Origin of the sequence: Pseudomonas sp. RIT-PI-AD, from assembly GCF_025642785.1 — a bacterium.
Taxonomy (GTDB): Bacteria; Pseudomonadota; Gammaproteobacteria; order Pseudomonadales; family Pseudomonadaceae; genus Pseudomonas_T.
In genome coordinates, this window is record NZ_JANZKU010000002.1 from 31,622 (window position 1) to 55,750 (window position 24,129).

At 65.4% G+C, this 24,129-nt stretch carries 20 protein-coding genes; 14 read left to right on the top strand and 6 right to left on the bottom strand.

What is annotated here, in order from left to right:
- Positions 1-26 precede the first annotated feature (26 nt).
- Entirely contained in the window at positions 27-986 is a 960-nt protein-coding gene (locus tag OGL92_RS02000) for an AraC family transcriptional regulator (protein WP_263139647.1), read from the bottom strand.
- Between the two features lie 133 nt (positions 987-1,119).
- On the opposite strand from OGL92_RS02000, the gene OGL92_RS02005 reads away from it, so the two are divergent.
- Positions 1,120-2,004: an NAD(P)H-binding protein gene (locus tag OGL92_RS02005; RefSeq protein ID WP_263139650.1), complete on the top strand. Its 885-nt coding sequence runs from the start codon at positions 1,120-1,122 to the stop codon at positions 2,002-2,004.
- A gap of 386 nt (positions 2,005-2,390) precedes the next feature.
- Here the strand turns inward: OGL92_RS02005 and argE are convergent, their stop codons facing one another.
- The 4 genes from argE to OGL92_RS02025 are packed head-to-tail and all read right to left on the bottom strand — an operon-like array spanning position 2,391 to position 5,994.
- The gene (gene argE / locus OGL92_RS02010; protein WP_263139659.1) at positions 2,391-3,560 is read right to left on the bottom strand and encodes an acetylornithine deacetylase; all 1,170 of its coding nucleotides are present in this window, start codon (positions 3,558-3,560) and stop codon (positions 2,391-2,393) included.
- The gene (locus OGL92_RS02015; RefSeq protein WP_263139665.1) at positions 3,553-4,227 is read right to left on the bottom strand and encodes a DUF1028 domain-containing protein; all 675 of its coding nucleotides are present in this window, start codon (positions 4,225-4,227) and stop codon (positions 3,553-3,555) included. The genes argE and OGL92_RS02015 overlap by 8 nt, the downstream gene beginning before the upstream one ends.
- A 10-nt stretch (positions 4,228-4,237) precedes the next feature.
- Entirely contained in the window at positions 4,238-4,648 is a 411-nt protein-coding gene (locus OGL92_RS02020; protein ID WP_003182257.1) for a RidA family protein, read from the bottom strand.
- A complete protein-coding gene (locus OGL92_RS02025; RefSeq protein WP_263139678.1) occupies positions 4,648-5,994 on the bottom strand; it encodes an NAD(P)/FAD-dependent oxidoreductase in 1,347 nt (448 codons plus the stop codon). The genes OGL92_RS02020 and OGL92_RS02025 overlap by 1 nt, the downstream gene beginning before the upstream one ends.
- A 622-nt stretch (positions 5,995-6,616) precedes the next feature.
- On the opposite strand from OGL92_RS02025, the gene OGL92_RS02030 reads away from it, so the two are divergent.
- From OGL92_RS02030 to OGL92_RS02060, 7 genes are all read left to right on the top strand, one after another.
- Entirely contained in the window at positions 6,617-7,771 is a 1,155-nt protein-coding gene (locus OGL92_RS02030) for an efflux RND transporter periplasmic adaptor subunit (RefSeq protein WP_263139680.1), read from the top strand.
- Between the two features lie 10 nt (positions 7,772-7,781).
- Positions 7,782-10,934: an efflux RND transporter permease subunit gene (locus OGL92_RS02035; protein WP_263139683.1), complete on the top strand. Its 3,153-nt coding sequence runs from the start codon at positions 7,782-7,784 to the stop codon at positions 10,932-10,934.
- A complete protein-coding gene (gene adeC / locus OGL92_RS02040) occupies positions 10,931-12,346 on the top strand; it encodes an AdeC/AdeK/OprM family multidrug efflux complex outer membrane factor (RefSeq protein WP_263139689.1) in 1,416 nt (471 codons plus the stop codon). Before OGL92_RS02035 ends, adeC begins: the two co-directional genes overlap by 4 nt.
- 212 nt (positions 12,347-12,558) lie before the next feature.
- On the top strand, positions 12,559-13,356 hold the full coding sequence (tcyJ, locus tag OGL92_RS02045) for a cystine ABC transporter substrate-binding protein (protein WP_263139693.1): 798 nt from the start codon (positions 12,559-12,561) through the stop codon (positions 13,354-13,356).
- Positions 13,353-14,021, top strand: a complete 669-nt coding sequence (tcyL, locus tag OGL92_RS02050) for a cystine ABC transporter permease (protein ID WP_263139695.1) — start codon at positions 13,353-13,355, stop codon at positions 14,019-14,021. Before tcyJ ends, tcyL begins: the two co-directional genes overlap by 4 nt.
- Before the next feature lie 5 nt (positions 14,022-14,026).
- A complete protein-coding gene (gene tcyN / locus OGL92_RS02055) occupies positions 14,027-14,809 on the top strand; it encodes an L-cystine ABC transporter ATP-binding protein TcyN (protein WP_263139696.1) in 783 nt (260 codons plus the stop codon).
- Positions 14,810-15,035: 226 nt separating this feature from the next.
- On the top strand, positions 15,036-15,434 hold the full coding sequence (locus tag OGL92_RS02060) for a hypothetical protein (protein ID WP_263139698.1): 399 nt from the start codon (positions 15,036-15,038) through the stop codon (positions 15,432-15,434).
- A gap of 135 nt (positions 15,435-15,569) precedes the next feature.
- On the opposite strand, the gene OGL92_RS02065 is transcribed toward OGL92_RS02060, so the two are convergent.
- Positions 15,570-17,198 (bottom strand): methyl-accepting chemotaxis protein, encoded by a 1,629-nt coding sequence (locus OGL92_RS02065; RefSeq protein ID WP_263139699.1) that lies wholly within the window; start codon positions 17,196-17,198, stop codon positions 15,570-15,572.
- Between the two features lie 380 nt (positions 17,199-17,578).
- Between OGL92_RS02065 and OGL92_RS02070 the strand changes: the two genes are divergently transcribed.
- From OGL92_RS02070 to OGL92_RS02095, 6 genes are all read left to right on the top strand, one after another.
- Positions 17,579-18,487 (top strand): glutamate/aspartate ABC transporter substrate-binding protein, encoded by a 909-nt coding sequence (locus tag OGL92_RS02070; RefSeq protein WP_263139701.1) that lies wholly within the window; start codon positions 17,579-17,581, stop codon positions 18,485-18,487.
- A gap of 198 nt (positions 18,488-18,685) precedes the next feature.
- Positions 18,686-19,432 carry an amino acid ABC transporter permease gene (locus tag OGL92_RS02075; RefSeq protein WP_263139703.1) on the top strand — a complete coding sequence of 249 codons (747 nt, stop codon included), beginning with the start codon at positions 18,686-18,688 and terminating at the stop codon, positions 19,430-19,432.
- Entirely contained in the window at positions 19,429-20,097 is a 669-nt protein-coding gene (locus tag OGL92_RS02080) for an ABC transporter permease subunit (RefSeq protein WP_263139706.1), read from the top strand. The genes OGL92_RS02075 and OGL92_RS02080 overlap by 4 nt, the downstream gene beginning before the upstream one ends.
- Complete coding sequence (locus OGL92_RS02085; RefSeq protein ID WP_263139713.1) at positions 20,094-20,828, top strand: amino acid ABC transporter ATP-binding protein; 735 nt, start codon at positions 20,094-20,096, stop codon at positions 20,826-20,828. The genes OGL92_RS02080 and OGL92_RS02085 overlap by 4 nt, the downstream gene beginning before the upstream one ends.
- 59 nt (positions 20,829-20,887) lie before the next feature.
- A complete protein-coding gene (locus OGL92_RS02090) occupies positions 20,888-22,801 on the top strand; it encodes a sensor histidine kinase (protein ID WP_263139721.1) in 1,914 nt (637 codons plus the stop codon).
- Complete coding sequence (locus OGL92_RS02095; protein ID WP_263139726.1) at positions 22,798-24,120, top strand: sigma-54 dependent transcriptional regulator; 1,323 nt, start codon at positions 22,798-22,800, stop codon at positions 24,118-24,120. The genes OGL92_RS02090 and OGL92_RS02095 overlap by 4 nt, the downstream gene beginning before the upstream one ends.
- Positions 24,121-24,129 lie beyond the last annotated feature (9 nt).

Here is a 24,129-nt window from a genome sequence, read left to right on the forward strand (position 1 = left end):
CGCGATGACTCCGGCCCGCTTCCCATTCACAGCCCTTCGTGCCGCGCGGTGTCGAGGGCGCTCCAGCTTGCAGGGGCCGCCAAGGCCGCCTTGTATTGCTGCGGAGACTGGCCCAGGACACGCTTGAACGCGGTGGAAAACGCGCTGATCGATTCGTAACCCAGGGACGACGCCAGCCGGGTGATGGATTCCGCCGAATGCTCGAGCCGGTCGCAGGCCAGCACCATGCGCCAGCGCGTCAGGTACTGCATTGGCGTCTCGCCCATGACTGCGCGGAACCGGGTGGCGAAAACCGTTCTCGACATGCCCGCTTGCACGCCCAGCGCCTGCACGGTCCACCGCCGTGCCGGTTCGGCGTGGAGGCTCTGCAGCGCACGCCGCAGACGTCGATCCGCGAGCGCAGCGAGCCAGCCCGTTTCCGCGTGGGACGCGTCGGCCAGGTGGGCGCGCAACGCCTGCACCAGCATCATGTGGGCCAGATCCTGCGCCAGCAGGCGTGCGCCAGGCATCGCGTCGCGCATCTCCTGCATCATCCGTTCGACGGCCCAGCGCAGCGCGGCCTGCTCCCCCTGCCCGCTCAGGTGCACCACGGGCGGCAAAAGGCCAAGGAGCATGTCCGCATGACTGCCCGTGACGGCGAAGCGGGCGCCCGCCAGGGAAAACGTCGCTCCCGTTCCCAGCACGACCGTACCGCCCTGGCTGGCCGGCGGAAACAGCCTGGCGGCATCCTGCGCGGGCAACGACAGGTCGCTGGCCAGTCGAAACGACCGGCCGCGCGGGAGCACGAAAGCATTGTCCCGTTCGAGGCGTATCGGCCGCTCCACCCCGTCGACCGCCATCCAGCAGCCTCCGGAAAGAATGGAGTAGCACTTGATCTGCCCGTGCTGGCCGGCGAAGTCGATCGACCAGTCGCCACCCGCCCTGAAGCCCGACGAGAGGGTCGCCGCGGGACGCAAGAGGGAGAGCAGGTCGGAGAGCGGGTCCATGGGAAACGAACGCTCGATAAAATTATGCGCACCATAAAGAATGCAGCGTTCTCGTCGCAAGCGCTAAGGTAACCACTGAACCGCGACCAACGCGCTGAATCCCTTGACGCGCACTTTCATCAGGAGAGCCTCGATGCTCGTCGTGACCGCCCCGACCAGCCAGATTGGCAGCCAGCTGCTTCCCCACTTGCTCGCGACGGAGACACCGCTCCGGGTCATCGTGCGCGACGCCTCGAAGCTTCCGCCCGCGGTACGCGACCGCGTCGAGGTCGTGGAGGGAAGCCATGCGGATGCGGCAACGGTCGAGCGCGCCTTCGACGGCGCGCATGGCCTGTTCTGGCTCGTTCCCGCCAACCCGAAGGCCGCCAGTGTCGCCCAGGCCTACGTGGACTTCAGCCGCCCTGCCGCCGCGGCGCTCGCCACCGGCAGCATCACCCGGGTGGTGGAGATCACGGCCCTGGGCCGCGGCACCGTCCAGGCTCTGGACGCGGGTTACGTGACCGGCTCACTGGCCATGGACGATCTCATCGCCGCCACCGGCGTGCACCAGCGTGCGCTCGCCATGCCTTCGTTCATGGACAACATCCTGATGCAATTGCGGGTGTTGCGTGAGACAGGGGCGTTCTTCCTGCCGATACCCGGCGATCTGCAGCTGCCTTCCTGCTCGACGGGCGACATCGCCGCCGTGGCCGCGCGCTGGTTGCTGGATGGCGATTGGGTGGGGCAGCAGGACGTGCCGGTGCTCGGCCCGGAGAACATTTCCTTCAACCAGATGGCGAGGATCATGAGCGAAGTCCTGGGCCGCGATATCGCCTACCAGCAGATTTCCCTCGACGCCTACAAGGCCCAGTTCCTGGGCTTCGGTTTTTCCGATGCCATGGCCGAGGGCATGACCGCCATGGCCCGCGCGAAGAGCGAGGGGCTCGATCTGGGCGTCACCAGGAGTCCCGAGAGCACCACGCCCACCCACTTCCGTCAGTGGTGCGAGAGCATCCTCAGGCCGGCCTTTCTGGCTTGAGCGGCGACGGGGTTCGATGGAGTGTCCGGCGGTCCCCGCCTCGTCGCTGCCGGCACGAGCGCGCAGTGGCCGAGGCGTGATCGGAGTCATCGGCGCCGGCCGCCGGGCGCCCTGGCAAGGGTGCCGCGGGCGGAGGACTCGAACTCACCCCGTCGACCGATGACGCAGGGATCTCGTCCAAGACGGGCCACACCGGCGAGACGGATTGTTCCGCCACGCGCAGCAGCCTTGAGCACATCCCGGGGACACCGCCCCCCGAACCTGTCGTACCGGGAACGGTTCCCCAGCGGGTGCCGGGCAGCAGCTTTCGAAACAACCGGGCTCCGCGGAATCGCCCCATGCCCCGCCGCTCGATTTTTGCCCGTCGAGCGGCTGCTCGCAGGCTTTCAAGGAGCCTCTGGCTCGCTCAAATAGGCCGCCAGGCGGTCCATCAGCCGGTCGCAGGCCGCCAGTTGCTCGACGCTGACGTATTCGTCGGGCTTATGCCCCTGGTCCATGCTGCCGGGTCCGCAGACCACCGTGGGAATGCCAGCCTGGTCGAACAGGCCACCTTCCGTACCGAAGGCCACGGTGCCGAAGGCCTCGCTGCCGCAGAGCCGTGCGATCAGGCGCGCGGCGGCGCTGTCCGCCGGCGTCGCCAGGCCCGGATAGGCCGACAGGGTTTCGAAGCGAATCCCGGTATCGGGCTTCACCGCGCGCATCGCCGGCAGCAGCGTCCGTTCGGCGTAATCCTGCAATTGCTCGACCACCTCCTGGGGCGCGAAGGCGGGCAACGCGCGTACTTCGAAATCGAAACGGCAGTCGGCCGGGACGATATTCAATGCCGTACCGCCCTGGATCACACCGACCTGCACGGTGGAATACGCCGGATCGAAGCGTGGGTCGTGCCGCTGCGGCTCGGCCAGACGCGCGCCGATCTCCCCCAGCCGGCCGATCAACCGCGCCGCCTGCTCGATGGCATTCACCCCATAGGGCGCATAGGCCGAATGGCAGGCGGCACCATGCACATGGCAACGCATCGCCAGCTTGCCCTTGTGGCCGAGCACCGGTTTCAGCCCGGTCGGCTCGCCGATCAGGCACAGCGCAGGCCGGGGGATGCGTTGCGGCAGGACTTCGAGCAGGCCGCGCACGCCCAGGCATCCGACCTCTTCGTCGTAGGAAAACGCCAGGTGCACCGGGCGACGCAACGGATGCGCGAGGAAGATCGGCACGGCCGCCAGCACCGAGGCCAGGTAGCCTTTCATATCGGCCGTGCCGCGCCCGAACAGCTTGCCGCCCTCCTCGCTCAGGCAAAAAGGGTTCACCGTCCAGGCCTGACCGTCCACCGGCACCACGTCGGTATGCCCGGACAGCACGATGCCGCCGGCCACCCTGGGCCCGAGGGTGGCGAGGAGATTGGCCTTGGTCCGTTCGGCGTTGTAGATCAGTTCGCAGTCGACGCCCAACCCCCGCAGGTAGTCGCGCACGAACTCGATCAGTTCCAGGTTCGAGTCGCGACTGACCGTCGCGAAAGCCACCAACTGCGCGAGCAGGGCGCGGCTGCGCGGTTCACTCATCGCCGGGCACCCCGTAACGCGGAGCCTGGGTCGGATCGAGGGCGCGGGTCAGGTAGTCCTGCAACTGCGGCTGGTAGGCCTCCCAGAGCCTGCCCAGTTCGCCGATGGGATTTTCCTCGGCCCAGTCCACCCGCAGGTCGACGATCGGCCAGGTCAGTTCGCCGACCACCGACAGCGCCGCCGAATGCACCGCCCCGGCTTCGCCGCCGACGTCCTGGCCGGCCTGCAAGGCCTGCACCAAACGCGCGGCGAGACAGCCCTCGCTGCGTTCGAAAGCCGCGACCATGGCTTCGATCACCGCGCGGTTGGCCAGGAGATTGCCGGCCGCCACGCACTGCTCGCCGACCAGCGCGTTGTGGGTGCCGAGCGTGTGGCTGCCGCTGAAAGCCGCGGCACGACCCTGGGCGTCGAGCACCGCCACCTGGCGGTACTGGCCGTACCCGTTGCTGTTCAGGCAACGGTCAAGGGCCTGCGACGGTGCCGATCCGCCCGCCAGTTCGTCGAGGATCTGCGGGCCGAGGGCCGGCAGGGTGATGTTCTGGCTCGACACCGCGCCGACCCCGGCCCTCAGCCAGGGGCAGCGCGCGCCCACGGCGATGCTCGAAGAACTGATGGCGATACCCAATTGACCGGTTTCGGCGCAGCGGCCGACGATGGAAAAGGTCATGTCCGCTTCCTCATTCGGGGATCACCGCGATCACGTCGATTTCCATCAGCCACTGTGGCTGGCCGAGGGCACTTACCACCAGTCCGGTGGAAATCGGGAATACGCCCTTGAGCCATTTGCCGACCTCCTGATACACCGGCTCGCGGTAGCGCGGATCGATCAGGTAAGTGGTGGTCTTGACGATATGGCTGAGGTCGCTGCCCGCTTCCTCGAGCAACTGCTTGACGTTGCGCATCGCCTGTTCGGCCTGCGCCCGTGGATCGCCGAGCCCCACCAACTGGCCGTCGAAGTCGGTGCCCACCTGGCCGCGGACATAGACGGTGTTACCCGCCCGCACGGCCTGGCACAGGTCGTTGTCGAGGGTCTGGTTCGGGTAGGTGTCCTTGGTGTTGAACATGCGGATGCGGGTATGAGTGGGCATCAACGTACTCCCGTGAGGCTGGCTTGTTGGAGGTGCGAGGCGCTCGGGGCGGCCGTGTCGTGCTGCGGAGCGGCCTCCGCGCGGCGTTGCGAAGCGTCCCGATAGGCGAGGTAGGCGCGCTGCTTGGCAATGTGATCGGCGATGTGCTTGGCGTCGTGCCAGACGCCCCAGATGAACGCGGAGCCGCGACGCGACAGCCAAGGAAGCCCTACGAAATACACGCCGGGCTCGGCCGAGACGCCGCGCTGATGCCGTGGCCTGCCGTTGGCATTGAAGGCGTCGACCTTCAGCCAGCTGTAATCCACCGAATAACCGGTCGCCCAGATGATCGAGGTAATGCCCGCCTCGGCCAGGTCCAGTTCGAGGATGGGCCGGGTCACGCATTCGGGGTCCGGAAGCATGGCGCGGGCCTCGGGCTCCTCGGGGAGGTCGAGACCATTGCGGGCGATGTAGGCATCGGCCGCGTCGAGCAGCGCCAGGTAGTTCTCGTCGCCGCGCGCGAGGTTGTCGGCCAGGTTCGCCTGGAAGCGCGCCACGCCATGCTCGAACGCTTGGGTCAGGCCGACCAGGGTGATTCCCTGCTGCGCGAGCCGGCGGAAATCGACCGTGTGGCCGCCACGGGCCCCGCTCACGGCGATGGTGACGTGTTCCTTGCCCGGCTGGACCGACTCCGCGTCCCATTCGCCGAGCACCCCCAGCCACCAGCAGAAGTCGCGGTTGCGATAGGCCCGCGGCGGCCGGTCATGGGCACCCACGGACAGGTAGACCTGCCGGCCGGCACGTTGCAGTTCATCGGCGATCTGCACCCCGGAGGAACCGGCGCCCACCACCAGCACGGCGCCTTCGGGCAGTTGCCCTGGGTTGCGGTATTCGGCGGAGTGGATCTGGGTGAGGGATGTATCTTCCGGGGCGATCGGCGGGATGACCGGCTGCTGGAAGGGGCCGGTCGCGACCACCACCTGATTGGCCTCGATGACGCCCTCGGAGGTTTCGACGGTGAAGCCCGGACGGTCGAGGTTGCGTTCCACCCGCCTCACCTCCACGCCGGTGCGGATGGGTGCGTTGAATTTTCTGGCATAGGCTTCGAAGTACGCCGCCACTCGATCCTTCGGCGCGAAGGCATCGGGGTCCAGGCCCTCGAACTCCAGGCCTGGGAAGCGATCGTGCCAGGCCGGGCCGTTGGCGACCAGGGAGTCCCAGCGGCCGGTGCGCCAGGCTTCGGCGATCCGATTGCGCTCCAGGACGAGATGGGGCACGCCGAGTCGGCTCAGGTGTTCACTCATGGCCACGCCGGCCTGGCCGGCACCCACAACAAGCGTATCTATTTGTATTTTTTCAACTGTCATGTTTGTGCGCTTCTGAAAGTTGGCTTGTCTAGGGCGGTCATGGCTGCCGCCCTGATTCGGAGGGTCGTCGTGTATCTGTGGAGGGTGTTGGCGCATTCTGTTCGGCGCCGGGGGTTTGCGAAATTATGTTTTTTGTAGTCGCTGGCGAGGAAAAAGCTGGCAGTGCGGACAACTCGGAAGATCCGCCCGGCGGAAGGTCTGCGGAGGTGGCGGGCCGTCCGGGGCTCGTCGCAGACAGCGCACTGAAAGGGTCGAGAGAAAGGGTCGCGGGCCGGCATTGCCGACGCAGTCACCGGTTGCGGTCGGACGGGGTTACCCTGCCTGGGCTCACTCGCTTCCCCATTCGGGATTCCGCGCCTAAGGTTCTTCTCGCCGTGGAGGATGTTGTCATCCGGTGCGATCAGAATCGGACCTGGCGCTGCTTTTCACCCTTTGGGGTGGCCCAGGCCCCGCTGCAACCGGCAGCGGAAACTGGCCATACACCGGTGTTGAGAAGCGTTACAAAACGAAACACTTGCAAACATTCATACGTGTACGTTTAATGCTTCGCATGCTAATAATTCGTCCGCGCGTTCTCCCGTAGTTCGACGAGCCCTGCCTGCGCTTCTAGAAAGAGGTTCCTATGCATTTCAAACCTGCTCTTGCCGCCCTGCTTGGCGCGGTCGGTGTGGCGATCCTGACGCTCGGCGGTTGCAGCAAACCTGCTGCGGAAGCCCCCAGCAAGCAAACGCCCGAAGTGAGTGTCGTCACCCTCAAGGCCCAGCCCTTCAACCTCACCACTGAGCTTCCCGGACGGACCTCCGCCTACCGCATCGCCGAAGTCCGTCCCCAGGTGAGCGGGATCATCCAGAAGCGCCTGTTCACCGAAGGCGGTCAAGTCAAGGCGGGCGACCAGCTCTACCTGATCGACCCGTCGAGTTACCAGGCCACTGCCAAGAGCGCCCAGGCGACCCTGGCCTCGGCCAAGTCCCTCGCCGATCGCTACAAGCAACTGGTGGTCGACCAGGCGGTGAGCAAGCAGGAGTTCGACGAGGCCCAGGCCGCCCGCCTGCAAGCGGAAGCCGCCCTGGAACGGGCCAATATCGACGTGCGTTACACCAAGGTGAACGCGCCGATTTCCGGGCGCATAGGTCGTTCCAGCGTCACCGAGGGGGCGCTGGTCAGCAACGGGCAGAGCCAGGCGCTGGCCACCATCCAGCAACTCGATCCCATCTACGTCGACGTCACCCAGCCCTCCAAGGACTTGCTGCGCCTGCGCCGGGATTTCGCCGGCGGCAAATTGCAGAAGGCCGGCGAAAACGCCGCCCGGGTGCAACTGACCCTGGAAGACGGCACGCCCTACGGCCACGAAGGCACCCTGGCCTTCTCCGAGGTCTCGGTGGACGAAGGAACCGGGTCGGTGACCCTGCGCGCGGTGTTCCCCAACCCCGAGAACGAATTGCTCCCCGGCATGTTCGTCCACGCGCTACTGGTCGCCGGCGTGCGCCAGGATGCGATCCTCGCGCCTCAGCGCGGCATCACCCGCAACCTCAAGGGCGAGGCCACCGCGCTGGTGGTCAACGCACAGAACAAGGTGGAGTTGCGCCAGCTCAAGACCGACCGCACCGTCGGCGATCAGTGGCTGGTCAACGAAGGCCTGGCGGCGGGCGATCGCCTGATCGTCGACGGCTTGCAATTCATCCAGCCAGGAATGGAAGTCCGGGCCGTCGAGGTCGCTGAACAGCAACCCGCCACCGAACCCGCGCCGTCCAGCCAAGCCACGGGCAGCCAGGGCTGAGGAATCAACGATGTCCAAATTCTTTATCGATCGCCCCATTTTCGCCTGGGTGATCGCCCTGGTGATCATGCTGGCCGGCGGTCTGTCGATCCTCAAGCTGCCGATCAACCAATACCCGAGCATCGCCGCGCCGGCGGTGGGTATCGCGGTGAACTACCCCGGGGCCTCCGCGCAGACCGTGCAGGACACCGTGGTCCAGGTCATCGAGCAGCAGCTCAACGGGATCGATAACCTTCGCTACATCTCCTCGGAGAGCAACTCCGACGGCAGCATGAGCATCACCGCGACCTTCGAACAGGGCACCAACGCGGATATCGCCCAGGTCCAGGTGCAGAACAAATTACAGCTCGCCACGCCCCTGCTCCCCCAGGAAGTGCAGCAGCAAGGCATCCGGGTCACCAAAGCGGTGAAGAACTTCCTGCTGGTGGTGGGGCTCGTCTCCGAAGACGGCAGCATGGACAAGAACGACCTGGCCAACTACATCGTGGCCAACATCCAGGACCCGATTTCGCGGACCAAGGGTGTCGGCGACTTCCAGGTCTTCGGTTCGCAATACGCCATGCGCATCTGGCTGGACCCCGCGCGACTGAACAATTTCCAACTGACCCCGGTGGACGTGAAGAGCGCCATCCAGGCGCAGAACGTCCAGGTGTCGTCCGGACAATTCGGCGGCCTGCCGGCCGTGCCCGGCCAGCAACTCAACGCCACCATCGTCGGCAAGACCCGCCTGCAGACCGCCGAGCAGTTCGGCGCGATCCTCCTCAAGGTCAACCGGGACGGTTCCCAGGTGCGCCTGCGGGACGTGGCCAAGGTGGAGCTGGGTGGGGAAAACTACGCCATCAGTGCCGAATACAACGGCAAGGCGGCCTCCGGCCTGGCGATCAAGCTGGCCACCGGCGCCAACGCACTGGAAACCGCGACCGCGGTACGCGCCACCATCGCCGAGCTGGAACCCTTCTTTCCGCCGGGCATGAAAGTGGTTTTCCCCTACGACACCACCCCGGTGGTGTCGGCGTCGATTTCCGGCGTGGTGCACACCCTGGGCGAGGCCATCGTCCTGGTGTTCCTGGTGATGTTCCTGTTCCTGCAGAACTTCCGCGCCACGCTGATCCCGACCTTGGCGGTGCCGGTGGTGCTGCTCGGCACCTTCGGCGTGCTGGCCGCGTTCGGTTTCACCATCAACACCCTGACCATGTTCGCCATGGTGCTGGCCATCGGCCTGCTGGTGGACGATGCCATCGTAGTGGTGGAGAACGTCGAGCGGGTGATGGATGAAGAAGGCCTGCCGCCTCTCGAAGCCACGCGCAAGTCGATGGGGCAGATCCAGGGCGCGCTGGTGGGGATCGCCCTGGTGCTGTCCGCGGTGTTCGTGCCCATGGCCTTCTTCGGCGGTTCGACCGGGGTCATCTACCGGCAGTTTTCCATCACCATCGTCTCGGCCATGGCCCTGTCGGTGCTGGTGGCATTGGTGTTCACCCCGGCGCTCTGCGCCACCCTGCTCAAGCCCGGAAAGACCGGGGGGCACGGGCAGAAGCGCGGCTTCTTCGGGTGGTTCAACCGTGGCTTCGATCGCAGCGTGAGAAGCTACGAACGGGGCGTTACCCATGTGCTCAAGCGCAAGGCGCCCTACCTGCTGATATATGCGGTGTTGATCGGCGGCATGGTCTGGCTGTTCACCCAGATTCCCTCGGCGTTCCTGCCCGACGAGGACCAGGGCGTGCTTTTCGCCCAGATCCAGACGCCGCCCGGCGCCACCGCGCAGCGTACCCAGCAGGTGGTCGGGCAGATGCGCGACTACCTGCTGGAGGACGAGAAGGAAACCGTGAACTCGATCTTCACCGTGACCGGCTTCAACTTCGCGGGCCGCGGCCAGAGCTCCGGCATGGCGTTCATCATGTTGAAACCCTGGGCCCAACGCAGCGGCAAGGAGCACAGCGTCTTCGCCCTGGCCGAGCGCGCCCAGCAGCACTTCTTCAGTTTCCGCGATGCCATGGTCTTCGCCTTCGCGCCACCGGCGGTCATGGAGCTGGGTAACGCCACCGGCTTCGACCTGTTCCTCCAAGACCGCGCGGGTGTCGGCCACGAGGCGCTCGTCGAGGCCGGCAACAAGTTCCTCGCCCTGGCCAGCAAGGACCCGACGCTCGCCAGTGTGCGGATGAACGGTCTGCGGGACGAACCCCAGTATCAATTGCTGATCGACGACGAGCGGGTCCGCGCCTTGGGCGTGTCCCTTTCCGATGTGAACGACACCGTTTCCATCGCCTGGGGCGCCAACTACGTCAACGACTTCATCGACCATGGCCGGGTGAAGAAGGTCTACCTCCAGGGTCAGCCCGAGGCGCGCATGAAGCCCGAGGATTTCGCCAAGTGGTTCGTCCGCAACGGCGAGGGCCAGATGGTGCCGTTCAGCGCCTTCGCCAGCGGCAAGTGGGTCTACGGGTCGCCGAAGCTCACCCGCTATAACGGCGTGCCCGCCATCGAGATGCTCGGGGCCCCGGCGCCCGGCCACAGCTCCGGCGAGGCCATGGCCGCGGTGGAGCGGATCGCCGCGCAACTCCCCGCCGGCGTCGGCTACTCCTGGACCGGCCTTTCCTACGAGGAACGACTCTCGGGCGCCCAGGCCCCGGCGCTGTACGCGTTGTCGCTGCTGGTGGTGTTCCTCTGCCTGGCCGCGCTCTACGAGAGTTGGTCGATTCCCTTCTCGGTGATGCTGATCGTCCCCCTCGGCGTGGTCGGCGCGCTGCTCTTCACCTATGGACGAGGCCTGTCCAACGACGTGTTCTTCCAGGTGGGCCTGCTGACCACCATCGGCCTGGCGGCGAAGAACGCCATCCTCATCGTCGAGTTCGCCAAGGAACTGCAGGAGCAAGGCAAGGGCTTGGTGGAGGCTGCGGTGGAAGCCTGCCGCATGCGCCTGCGCCCGATCATCATGACCTCGCTGGCATTCATCCTCGGCGTGGTGCCCCTGGCGATTTCCAGCGGTGCCGGTTCGGGCAGCCAGCACGCCATCGGCACCGGGGTGATCGGCGGCATGCTCACCGCCACCCTGCTGGCGATCTTCTGGGTACCCTTGTTCTTCGTACTGGTCAGCTCCATCGCCAAACGCAAGAAGCCCGTGGCGAACGCCGATACCCGCGTGACTGACGAGGAGACTCTGCTGTGAAGACGTCCCTGATTCCCCTGGCACTGGTCGCGGCTCTCGCCGGGTGCTCGCTGAACCCGGAGTACCGGCGCCCGGACGCGCCGGTCGCCGCCCAATGGCCCCAGGGCGAAGGCTATGCCACGCCGGCCTCGACCCAGGCGTCCGCCGAGGAGCTGGGCTGGCGTGAGTTCTTCCGCGATCCCGCGCTGCGCCAATTGGTCGAGACGGCGCTGGACAACAACCGCGACCTGCGGGTCGCGGCGTTGAACATCGAGGCTTATCGGGCCCAGTACCGGATCCAACGGTCCGAGCTGTACCCGGCGATCAACGCGGGCGTCGGCGGGAGCAGGCAACGCCTGCCGGCCGACGTGTCGCGCAGCGGCGAGTCGATGATCAGCAGCGAATACAGCGCCACGCTGGGCGTCAATGCCTGGGAGCTGGACTTTTTCGGGCGTCTGCGCAGCCTGCGCGATCAGGCGTTGGAGCAGTACCTGGCCAGCGAGGAGGCGCGCCGCAGCACCCAGATCAGCCTGGTGGCCAACGTCGCCACTGCGTACCTCACCTGGCAGGCCGACCGCACCCTGCTCGACCTGACCCGCGACACCCTGAAAGCCTACGAACAGAGCTACTCGCTGACCCAGCGCAGCTTCGACGTCGGGATAGGTTCCGCCCTCGAACTGCGCCAGGCCCGTACCACGGTGGAAAGCGCCCGCGTCAGCCTCGCGCAGTACACCCGGCGCGTGGCGCAGGACCAGAACGCCCTGGTGCTGCTGCTCGGGCGCGGTCTGCCGGAGCGGATGGCGCCCAGCGACGACCTGGCGGCTGACGTGCTCGCCGAGATTCCCGCCGGCCTGCCTTCCGATCTCTTGCAACGTCGCCCGGATATTCTCCAGGCCGAACACGCGCTGAAAGGCGCCAACGCCAATATCGGCGCGGCGCGCGCGGCGTTCTTCCCGAGCATCAGCCTGACCGCCAACGCCGGCAGCCTCAGCACCAGCCTGTCGGGACTTTTCGATGGCGGCTCCGGCACCTGGTTGTTCCAGCCCCAGATCAGCCTGCCGATCTTCAATGCCGGCCGCCTGCGGGCCAACCTCGACTATGCCGAGGTGCAGAAGAACATCCAGGTGGCCCAGTACGAGAAAGCCATCCAGACCGCCTTCAAGGAAGTCGCCGATGGCCTCAGCGCCCAGGCCACCTATAGCCAGCAACTGGAGGCGCAGCGTGACCTGGTCAAGGCCACCGAGGATTACTACCGGCTGGCCGAGCAGCGTTACCGCACCGGGATCGATAACTACCTGACCCTGCTGGATGCGCAGCGCCAGTTGTTCAGCGTACGCCAGCAATTGATAGGCGATCGGCTCAACCAGTTGACCAGCGAAGTCGAGCTGTACAAGGCGCTGGGAGGCGGCTGGCGCGAAAAGGGCCGGACCTGACCTGCGAGCGGGGCGGCAAGCGCCACCCCGCTTTCTTCCCGTAGCCGCTCGCTTGGAGCTTTGTGGTTACCTGCTATAAAGGCCTGGGGCAATCCCCAGAACCGGCTCTTTTATTCCTTTAAATATAAAAATAATAATTTTATATTATTTAATTGAATAACCTTTCATCGCCTATAGTTGTTGCCTCTCCCCTGGAAAACCTGGACCTCAAGATGAAATCCTTCTCCCTGCATCGCCGTTTTCTGTCGGGCAGCCTGGCCCTGCTGTTGGCCGGCTTCCTCGCGCCGAGCTTCGCGTCCGAGAACCTGCTCCAGCAGATCGAGCAACGCGGCACGCTGCGCATCGGCCTGGAAGGCACCTACCCGCCCTTCAACTTCCAGGACGAGACAGGCCAACTCACCGGTTTCGAGGTGGAGATCGCCAACGCGGTGGCGAAAGAGCTGGGCGTGAAGCCCGACTTCCAGCCGAGCAAGTGGGACGGCATCCTCGCCGCCCTGGAGTCCAAGCGGCTGGACGTGGTGATCAACCAGGTGACCATTTCCGAAGAGCGTAAGAAGAAGTACGACTTCAGCGTGCCCTATACGGTCTCCGGTATTCAGGTGCTGACCCGCAAGGGCGAGGAGTCGAAGTTCGGCAAGTTGTCGGATCTCGACGGCAAGAAGATCGGGGTGGTCCTGGGGACCAATTACGAGGACTGGCTGAAGCAGAACGCGCCCAAGGCCGACATCCGCACCTACGACGACGACCCCACGCGCAACCAGGACCTGCGGGTCGGCCGTCTGGATGCCATTCTCGGCGATCGCCTGGCGGCCTTCGAGCTGATCAAGAAGACCGGTGATACCCTGGCCGTCGCCGGCGAGCCTTTCGCCCGTCAGGAAGCCGGGATCGCGCTGCGCAAGGACAACCCGGAACTGCGCGATGCCCTCGACAAAGCGCTGGAGAAGCTGCGCAAGGACGGCACCCTGGCGAAGATCTCGCAGAAATGGTTCAAGGCTGACGTGACCCAATGATCGAAGCGAGTCTGCAGTTGGCCTTGGACTCGGCGCCCTTCCTGCTGAAGGGCGCGCTCTACACCGTGGTACTCAGCCTGGGAGGCATGTTCTTCGGCCTTCTGCTGGGCTTCGCCCTGGCCCTGATGCGCCTGTCGCGCATCGGGGCGCTGACTTGGTTGTCCCGGCTCTACGTTTCTTTCGTGCGCGGCACGCCATTGCTGGTGCAGCTGTTCATGATCTATTACGGCCTGCCGCAACTGGGCATCCAACTGGATCCGCTGCCCGCCGCGCTGATCGGCTTCTCGCTGAACATGGCGGCCTACATCTCGGAAATCCTTCGCGCCGCCATCGCCTCCATCGACCGCGGCCAATGGGAAGCCGCCGCCAGCATCGGCATGACCCGGACGCAGACACTCTACAGGGCGATCCTGCCACAGGCGGCCCGCACCGCCCTGCCGCCCCTGGGCAACAGCTTCATCTCGCTGGTCAAGGACACCTCCCTGGCGGCGACCATCCAGGTGCCCGAGCTGTTCCGGCAGGCACAGTTGATCACGGCGCGCACCTTCGAAATCTTCACGATGTACCTGGCTGCCGCCCTCCTCTACTGGATACTCGCCAGCCTGCTCGCCCACGTTCAGCACCGTCTCGAAGCGCGGGTCAACCGCCAAGACCAGGAAACCTGAGCCGCATGATCCACGTTCGTAATCTGCGCAAGTCGTTCAAGGGCCACGAGGTTCTCAAGGGCATAGACCTCGAGGTCGAACCGGGCGAAGTGGTGGCGATCATCGGACCCAGCGGCTCCGGCAAGACCACCCTGCTGCGCTGCCTGAACCTGCTGGAGGAGCCGAGTGGCGGCAGCATTCGCGTCGGCGACATCGAAATCGACGGCGGCCGCCCGCTCGCCGCCCAGCAAGGGCGGGTGCGCAAGTTGCGCCAGCAGGTGGGTTTCGTGTTCCAGAACTTCAACCTGTTCCCCCACCGCACCGCGCTGGAAAACGTCATCGAAGGCCCGCTGATCGTGAAGAAAGAGCCCCGTGCGTCGGCCATCGAGCGGGGCCGCGCGCTCCTCGCCAAGGTTGGTCTGGCCGGCAAGGAGGACGCCTACCCGAAGCGCCTCTCCGGCGGCCAGCAGCAACGCGTGGCCATCGCCCGGGCCCTGGCGATGGAGCCGGAAGTGATCCTCTTCGACGAGCCGACCTCGGCGCTGGACCCCGAACTGGTGGGCGAGGTGCTCGGCACCATCCGCGACCTGGCGCGGGAGAAACGCACCATGGTGATCGTCACCCACGAAATGGGATTCGCCCGCGACGTGGCCGACCGGGCGATCTTCATCGACCAGGGCGTGATCGTCGAACAGGGGCCGGCGCGTACGCTGTTCAGCCAGCCGAAGGAAGAACGTACCCAGCAGTTCCTCAGCAAGTTTCTGGCGCCCTCGCTGACGGAGCCGCTCGAGACACGCGGGCCTGCCTGACCCTCGCGCGGCCACCGGACGGCTCGAAGATGGCCACGCGCCATCCCGCGAAAACGTCGTCGAGACGGGCATTTCCCCTGCGGTTCCCTCTTTTTTTGCGTCCTGGCTCCCATTTACGTCAATTACACGCCTTCAATACCGGTAATGCGTCACGCTCCGCCGTGGCCTCATCTGGCTATGCTCGTCCCTCCAAACGGCCAAGTGGCCGACTGAAAGGGAGAATGCCATGGGTGCAGCCATCTATATCGTTCCTGAAAAACCGATTCCCGGACTGGACGACTTCGTGAACGGCACGGCGGTCGCGAAGATCGATGAAGTCGAGCTCGACGAACTCTGCAAACGCCTGAAGGTGACCTCGATCTGGGCCTTCGTCAGCCAGGACCCCGGTCAGTTCGCCGACTTCTTCGAAGACGGCGCCGAGGCGGCCAACGACCTGCCCGGCGAGGCCTGGTTCGACGCCAGCGAAGGGTTGCGTACCGTGCGCGCCCTGCACGGCCATCTGGCGGTGCACCCGCACGCGCTGAGCAACGCCGACGACTTCGTCGACGACCTGCAGGACTACGAGTGGGTGCTGTCGGCCCTGGAAGAACAACGGATCAAGTGGCACTTCGCCGTCGACTTCTGATTTCCTGTACCGAGCGCTCGGCAGCCAGTCGCCGGCTTTCCGGCGGAGATAATGGCCGAGCCGCCAGGAGCGCGTCCTGCGCTTCCATGCCACGGCCGGAGCCCTATCCTCCCTGCCCGGCTCGCGCCATCGACGCTACACCCTGAACAACGCCACCAGCCCCTTGAGCTCCACCGCCAGCCGTGACAGCTCGTTGCTCGCGGCCGTGGTCTGATGCGCGCCCGCCGCGCTCTGGGTCGACAGGTCGCGGATGTTCACCAGGTTCCTGTCCACCTCCCGGGCGACCGCGGCCTGTTCCTCGGCGGCGCTGGCGATGACCAGGTTGCGCTCGTTGATCTCGCCGATGGCGGTGAAGATGTCCTCCAGGCCGATGGCGGACGCCTGGGTGGTCCGCAGCGTGGTGTCCGCGCGCTGGTTGCTGGCCTGCATCGAGGCCACCGCGCTGTCGGTGCCGGCCCGGATGCCGTCGATCATCTGCTCGATCTCCTGGGTCGATGCCTGGGTCCGATGGGCCAGGGTGCGCACTTCGTCCGCCACCACCGCGAAACCACGACCGGCTTCCCCGGCACGCGCGGCCTCGATGGCGGCGTTCAACGCCAGCAGGTTGGTCTGCTCGGAGACCGCGCGGATCACGTCGAGCACCTTGCCGATGTCCCGCGCCTGGCCCGCCAGTTGCTGGATCTGCTGCGCCGAGCCTTGCACTTCCTGGCTCATGAAGGTGATCGCCTCGATGGTCTGGCGCACCTGCTCGCGACTCTCCTGCGCCAGGCGGTTCGAGGCTTCGGAGGCCTCCGAGGTCGAGGCGGCATTGCGCGCCACCTCCTCGACCGCCGTGGTCATTTCGTTGACCGCGGTGGCCGCCTGCTCCAGCTCCTGGGTTTGCTGATGCAGCCCGCGGGTGCTTTCCTCGGTGACCGCGTTCAGCTCGATGGCCGCCGACGCCAGTTGCTCCGCCGAGCCGGCTATCCGTTGAAGCGTTTCGCGCTGCCGCGCCTGCATGCGCTGGAGCGACTCCAGCAATTCGCCGATCTCGTTGCGTGCGTGCACCTCGATCCTGCCGGTCAGGTCGCCGCCCGCGATGCGCTTGAAGTGCTCCCCGGTCTCGCGCAACGGCCCCAGCACCCGACGCGAAATGAACAGGCCACAGCCCACCGCCAATAGGAGGGCGATCAACCCCAGGGCCACGGCCGAGGATTCCGCCAGATGCCTGCGGCCGGCGGCACCCTCCATGACGCCCTGGGTATGCCGCTCCACTTGCTCGGTGTAGGCATTGAAGGCCTCGTAGAAGACTCCGTTGGCATCCCGTGCCTTCAGGTTCGCGGCGATGTAGTCGTTCGCCGAACGGCCTTGCAGCGCCGCGCCCTGGGCACGCACGGCGCCGAGGTACGCGTCGAAGGATTCCAGCATGCGCGCGGCCAGGGGGCCCCACACGTCGGGGTGACGGGTCTGGGCGAACGCCGCGAAACGCTTGCGCGCCTCTTCGAGCAGCGCGACGGCGCGCTGTTGGCTCACCTGGGCCTTGGCTTCCTCTCCTTCCTGTTGCTCCAGGAACGCGCCGGCCAGGCCCACTCGCGCGCGCAACATCAGAATGAAGGCGTCGCTGACCATGCCGGGCTGCTGGATGCCGTTGAGGTGCAGGTCGCGGATTTGCTGATCGCTGCTGCGCGCGTTCTCCCAGGCGATGGAGACGGATATGAGCAGTACGCTGACGAAAGACACCAGTACGCAGAACAGACCGGTACGAATTTTCAAATGAATCAACACCTTTCGGTTTCCCCCTTGAATGAATTGAAGAGGTAAGGGAAGCCTCGGCCGGGGCTCAGGTCACTTAATTGGCGTCATTCTTCAGCCATTCATTCGTCCTTCGCTGAAGCGAACCCACCGCCTTCGTTCGGTTTCCCGAACGCTCCATCGGGTTTCATTCGGATAATCGAACCCAAAGAAATCACGGCGCCGAGATACTTATAGAAAACACTTTATTTTCATGTACTTATGTTTTGCCTATCGATACGCTTCAGGTGGCATGCATTCTGCTCCTGTAGATGTACGAGGCTGGAAAGTCTTCGTCCGTCGAGACGAATGCACCCGCTACAGCTATGGTTTTGCAGTCCCCCACTAAAACAACAATGCCGAGGAAAAGACCCATGCACATCCTTCCCCGTATTCTGAGCACCGCCATCGCGGCCGCCTTGATCTCCACACCGGTGGTCGCCGCCGAACTGACCGGCACCCTGAAGAAAATCAAGGAATCCGGCACCATCACCCTGGGTTATCGCGACGCCTCCATCCCCTTTTCCTACCTGGCCGACGACCCGAGCAAACCGGTCGGCTACTCCCACGACCTGCAACTGAAAGTCGTCGAAGCCATCAAGAAAGACCTGAACCTCCCCGACCTGAAGGTCCGTTACAACCTGGTCACTTCGCAGACCCGTATCCCGCTGGTGCAGAACGGCACCGTGGACATCGAGTGCGGTTCCACCACCAACAACCTGGAACGCCAGAAGCAGGTCGATTTCTCGGTGGGCATCTTCGAGGTCGGCACACGCCTGCTGGTCAAGAAAAGCTCCGGCATCGAGGATTTCGATGGCCTCAAGGGCAAGAACGTGGTCACCACCGCAGGCACCACGTCCGAGCGCCTGATCAAGTCGATGAACGCCGACAAGCAGATGGGCATGAACATCATCTCGGCCAAGGACCATGGCGAATCCTTCCTGATGCTGGAATCCGGCCGCGCGGTCGCGTTCATGATGGACGACGCCCTGCTCTACGGCGAAATGGCCAAGGCCAAGAAGCCGGACGACTGGGTCGTCACCGGCAAGCCGCAGTCTTTCGAGATCTATGGCTGCATGATGCGCAAGGACGATCCGGCCTTCAAAAAGGCCGTCGACGACGCCATCAGCGCGACCTTCGCCTCGGGCGAGATCAACGGCATCTATGAAAAATGGTTCATGCAGCCGGTGCCGCCGAAAAACCTCAACCTGAATTTCCCCATGAGCGAAGAGCTGAAGAAGCTGATCGCCAACCCGACCGACAAATCTGCAGAACAGATCTGAAGGTGATGCCCCCGCGCTTCCAAAAGGAGCGCGGGGTGCGGGGAACCGGAGAGGCCTGGTCCTCTCCATTCTTCTTCCTGTACGACGGACCGGGTCTCTCCGCACCCACGCGGAACGGGATACGCCTGCGCGTGTGCCGGCCCCGGCTTCCTGTTCTGGCCTGATGGCCGTATCGATCGACCCCGAGGGGAAACCCGCATGAATTACAACTGGGACTGGGGCGTCTTTTTAAGATCCACCGGCATTGGCGATGAAATCTACCTGGACTGGTTCGTCACCGGCCTGGGCTGGACCGTCGCCGTTTCCCTGGCCGGCTGGATCATCGCCCTGCTGCTGGGTTCGCTGCTCGGCGTGATGCGCACCGTGCCGAACCGCTGGATATCCACGATCGCCACCACCTATGTGGAGGTGTTCCGCAACGTACCGCTGCTGGTGCAACTGTTCCTCTGGTACTTCCTGATGCCGGACCTGCTGCCGGAATCGCTGCAAACCTGGTTCAAGCAGGACCTCAGCCCCGCCACGTCCGCCTACCTGAGCGTGGTGGTGTGCCTGGGCCTGTTCACGGCCGCCCGGGTCTGCGAGCAGGTGCGCACCGGCATCCAGGCGCTGCCCAAGGGACAGACCGCCGCGGCCTACGCCATGGGCTTCAAGCTGCCGCAGATTTACAGCAACGTGCTGCTGCCCCAGGCCTTCCGCATCATCATTCCGCCGCTGACCTCGGAATTCCTCAACATCTTCAAGAACTCCTCGGTGGCCTCGTTGATCGGCCTGATGGAACTGCTCGCGCAAACCAAGCAGACCGCCGAGTTCTCCGCCAACCTGTTCGAGGCGTTCACCTTGGCGACGCTGATCTATTTCACCCTGAACATGAGCCTGATGCTGATCATGCGCGCCATCGAGAAGAAGGTGATGGTGCCCGGGATGATCTCGGTGGGAGGTAAATGATGGACTTCAGTGTGATAGTCCCCGCCCTGCCGGGCCTCGGCCAGGGCATGTTGATGACCCTGCAATTGATGGTCCTCGGCGTGCTCGGTGGCGTGGTGCTCGGCACCCTGCTGGCGATGATGCGCCTGTCGCACAACCTCCTGCTGGCCAAGCTGGCGGGGTTCTACGTCAACTACTTCCGCTCGATTCCGCTGTTGCTGGTGATCACCTGGTTCTACTTCGCGGTGCCCTTCATCCTGCGCTGGATCACCGGTGAAGATACGCCGGTGGGGGCCTTCACCTCCTGCCTGGTGGCCTTCGTGATGTTCGAGGCGGCGTATTTCTCGGAAATCGTCCGCGCCGGCATCCAGGCGATCCCCAGAGGGCAGATGGGCGCGGCCCAGGCGCTCGGCATGTCCTACGGGCAAATGATGCGTCTGATCATCCTGCCCCAGGCATTCCGCAAGATGACCCCGCTGCTGTTGCAACAGAGCATCATCCTGTTCCAGGACACCTCACTGGTCTACACCGTCGGCCTGATGGACTTCCTCAACGCCGCGCGCTCACGGGGCGATATCATCGGCCAGCCCCATGAGTTCCTGATCTTCGCCGGTCTGGTGTATTTCCTCATCAGCTTCACCGCCTCGCTGCTGGTCAAGCATCTGCAAAGAAGGTTAGCCGTATGATTTCGATCAAGAACGTCGACAAGTGGTATGGGGAATTCCAGGTGCTGACCAATTGCAGCACGGAAGTCAAAAAGGGCGAGGTGGTGGTGGTGTGCGGGCCGTCCGGCTCCGGCAAGTCCACCCTGATCAAGTGCGTCAACGCCTTGGAGCCGTTCCAGAAAGGCGACATCGTGGTCGACGGCACGTCCATCGGCGCGCCCAAGACCGACCTGCCGAAGCTGCGTTCCCGGGTCGGCATGGTGTTCCAGCATTTCGAGCTGTTCCCGCACCTGACTATCATCGAGAACCTGACCATCGCGCAGATCAAGGTGCTCGGCCGCAGCAAGCAGGAAGCCATCGACAAGGGTCTCGCGCTGCTCGAACGGGTCGGCTTGCAGGCCCACGCCGACAAGCACCCCGGACAGCTCTCCGGCGGCCAGCAGCAGCGCGTGGCGATCGCCCGCGCCCTGGCGATGGACCCGGTGGTGATGCTGTTCGACGAGCCCACTTCCGCCCTCGACCCGGAAATGGTCAACGAGGTGCTGGACGTGATGGTGCAGCTCGCCCACGAAGGCATGACCATGATGTGCGTCACCCACGAGATGGGCTTCGCCCGCAAGGTGGCCAACCGGGTGATCTTCATGGACCGCGGACAGATCGTCGAGGACTGCGAGAAGGAAGCCTTCTTCGGCGACGTCAGCGCGCGCTCGGAACGCGCCCAGCAGTTCCTGGCGAAAATCCTCCAGCACTGAGGAGGTTCCCGCGGCGGCCGCTCGCGGCCGCCGCACTGGCCAGCCCCTGGATGACTGTGATGGAATGCTCCTCCACCCGCTTTCGCGCCATCCCGCCAGACCTGACCGTGAAACCCCGTTCGATCCGTTATCTGCTGCTGCCGGCGCTGATGATCCTGCTGGTGCTCGGCTGCGGCTACGCCGGTTTCCACCTCAGCGAACGCGCCGGCATCCGCGCCCTGGCCGAGAACGGCGAGCGGCAACTGGAGCTCAACGCCCGTGCGGTCGAGAGCGAGATCAACAAATACACCTACCTTCCCAGCCTGTTGGAGCTGGAATCCAGCGTCGGCCGCCTGCTGCTGGCGCCCACCCCTTATCGCCGGCAACGGGTCAACGAATACCTGGAGGGTCTCAACCAGCGCAGCGGTAGCCTGGCGATCTACGTACTCGACACCCAGGGCCGGGTGCTGGCCACCAGCAATTGGCGGGAGGCCGGCAGCTACCTGGGCGAGGACCTGTCGTTCCGCGCTTATTTCCAGGATGCCGTACGCGGCGAGCCCGGCCGCTTCTATGGCATCGGCAGTACCCTCGGCGAGCCCGGCTATTACCTGGCCCACGGGTTGCGCGACGAAGGCCGGATCATCGGCGTGGCGGTGGTCAAGGTCCGCCTGGATGCCCTGGAGGAGCGCTGGCAGCGCGCCCGCCTGGAGGCCTACGTCAGTGACGAGAACGGTATCATCATCCTTTCCAGCGACCCCAGCCGCCGCCTCAAGGCGGTTCGTCCGCTGGACTCAGCGACTCGCGAGCGCCTGGCGCGCAGCCTCCAGTACTACTGGTGGGCGCTTGAAGAATTGCAGCCCCTCGGCCGCGAGGCGCTCGGCGCCGGCATCGAGCAGATCGGCTTTCCCGCCAAGGTGGAACCGGGCCAGGCCCCGGCGCGGATCAACTACCTGGCGCAGACCCGCCGCCTGAACGACACGCCCTGGCACCTCACCCTGCTCACCCCCTTGCAGGACCAGCGCCGCGAGGCCATCAGCCACGGCACCCTGGTCGCGGTGGCGTTCGCCCTGCTGGCGTTCCTGCTGATCGCCTGGAACGAGCGGCGCAAGGTGCTCGCCACCCGCCTCGCCGCCCGCGAGGCCCTGCAACAAGCCAACAACGAGCTGGAACGCAAGATCGCCGAGCGCACCGCCGACCTGCGTGCCAGCAACGACCGCCTCAAGGCGGAGATTCGCGAGCGCCGGCAAGCCGAGGACACCCTGCGCCGCGCCCAGGATGAACTGGTCCAGGCCGGCAAGCTGGCGGTGATCGGGCAGATGTCCACCAGCATCGCCCACGAACTCAACCAGCCGCTGGCCGCGCTGCGCACCCTGTCCGGCAACACCATTCGCTTCCTGCAACGCGGCGCCCTGGATACCGCCAGCGCCAACCTGAACACCATCAACGAACTGGTCGACCGCATGGGGCGCATCACCGCCAGCCTGCGGGCCTTCGCCCGGCGTTCCGACGACCGGGGCGAGGCCAGCCTGAACAAGGCGGTGGACGCCGCGCTGCTCCTGCTCCACCCGCGCCTGCAACGGACCCCGACGGCCCTGCACCGCGCCTGTCCCGAAGCCCGCCTGGCGATCGACCAGACCCGCCTCGAACAGATCCTGGTCAACCTGATCGTCAATGCCCTGGACGCCATGGGCGAACAAGCCGACCGTCACCTCTGGCTGGAAGGCCACGAGGCCGACGGCAAGTACCATCTGCGCGTGCGCGACAATGGCCCGGGGATCGCCCCCGCCGACCGGGTGCACCTGTTCGAGCCCTTCTTCACCACCAAGCCCGGCGAGCACGGCCTGGGGCTCGGCCTGACCCTGTCGGCGAGCCTCGCCACCGCCGCGGGCGGAACCCTCGGCGTCGAGCATCCCGAAGTGGGTGGCACCGCATTCGAACTCACCCTCACGCGGTTGCCGCCGCTCAACCCCAGCGAGGGAGCCTCCTGCCCATGAACGACCCCCTGAGTGTCCTGATCATCGAGGACGACCCCCACGTTCTGCTGGGTTGCCAACAGGCCCTGGCCCTGGAAGACATCGCCAGCGAGGGCGTGGGCAGCGCCGAGGAAGCCTTGCAACGCATCGGCGAGGATTTCGCCGGCATCGTCGTCAGCGACATTCGCCTGCCCGGCCTGGACGGCCTGCAACTGCTGGCCGAGCTCAAGGCCCGCGACCGCAGCCTGCCGGTGGTGCTGATCACCGGGCACGGCGATATCAGCATGGCGGTCCAGGCGATGCGCGACGGCGCCTACGACTTCATGGAGAAGCCCTTTTCCCCCGAGCGGCTGGTGGACGTCACCCGCCGCGCCCTGGAACAACGCGCGCTGGCCCGCGAGGTTTCGGCGCTGCGCCGCCAGCTCGCCGGGCGCCAGGCGCTGGAGGAACGGATCATCGGCCGCTCGCCGGCGATGCAGCGCCTGCGCGAGCTGATCGCCAACGTGGCCGATACCTCGGCCAACGTCCTGATCGAAGGCGAGACCGGCACCGGCAAGGAACTGGTCGCGCGCTGCCTGCACGACTTCAGCCGGCGCCAGCCCCAACAGTTCGTGGCGCTCAACTGCGGCGGCCTGCCGGAAAACCTTTTCGAGAGCGAGATCTTCGGCCACGAGGCCCATGCTTTCACCGGTGCCGGCAAGCGGCGCATCGGCAAGATCGAGCATGCCAACGGCGGCACGCTGTTCCTCGACGAAGTGGAAAGCATGCCGCTCAACCTGCAGATCAAGCTGCTGCGGGTGCTCCAGGAACACACCCTGGAACGCCTCGGCTCCAACCAGAGCGTGGCGGTGGACTGCCGGGTGATCGCCGCGACCAAGGCCGACCTGGCCGAGCAGGGCAAGGCCGGGCGCTTCCGCAGCGACCTGTACTACCGGCTCAACGTCGTCACCCTCGAGCTCCCGCCGCTGCGCGAACGGCGGGAAGACATCCTGCTGCTGTTCCAGCATTTCCTGCAGCAATCCTCGCTGCGCTTCGACAGGACGGTCCCGGAGCTGGACCGCGCCACCCTCTCCAGCCTGATGGCCCATGACTGGCCGGGTAACGTCCGCGAACTGCGTAACGTCGCCGAGCGCTTCGCCCTGGGGCTTCCGGTGTTCAAGCGCCGGGATGCGGCGGTGGAAAACGGCGGCCCGGGTTTCTCCGAGGCGGTCGAAGCCTTCGAGCGGCGCCTGCTCAGCGACGCCCTGGAGCGCCATGGCGGCAACCTCAGCCAGGCCAGTCTCGACCTGGGCATGGCCAAGACCACCCTGTTCGACAAGGTCAAGAAGTACGGCCTTTGAGGACCCGCC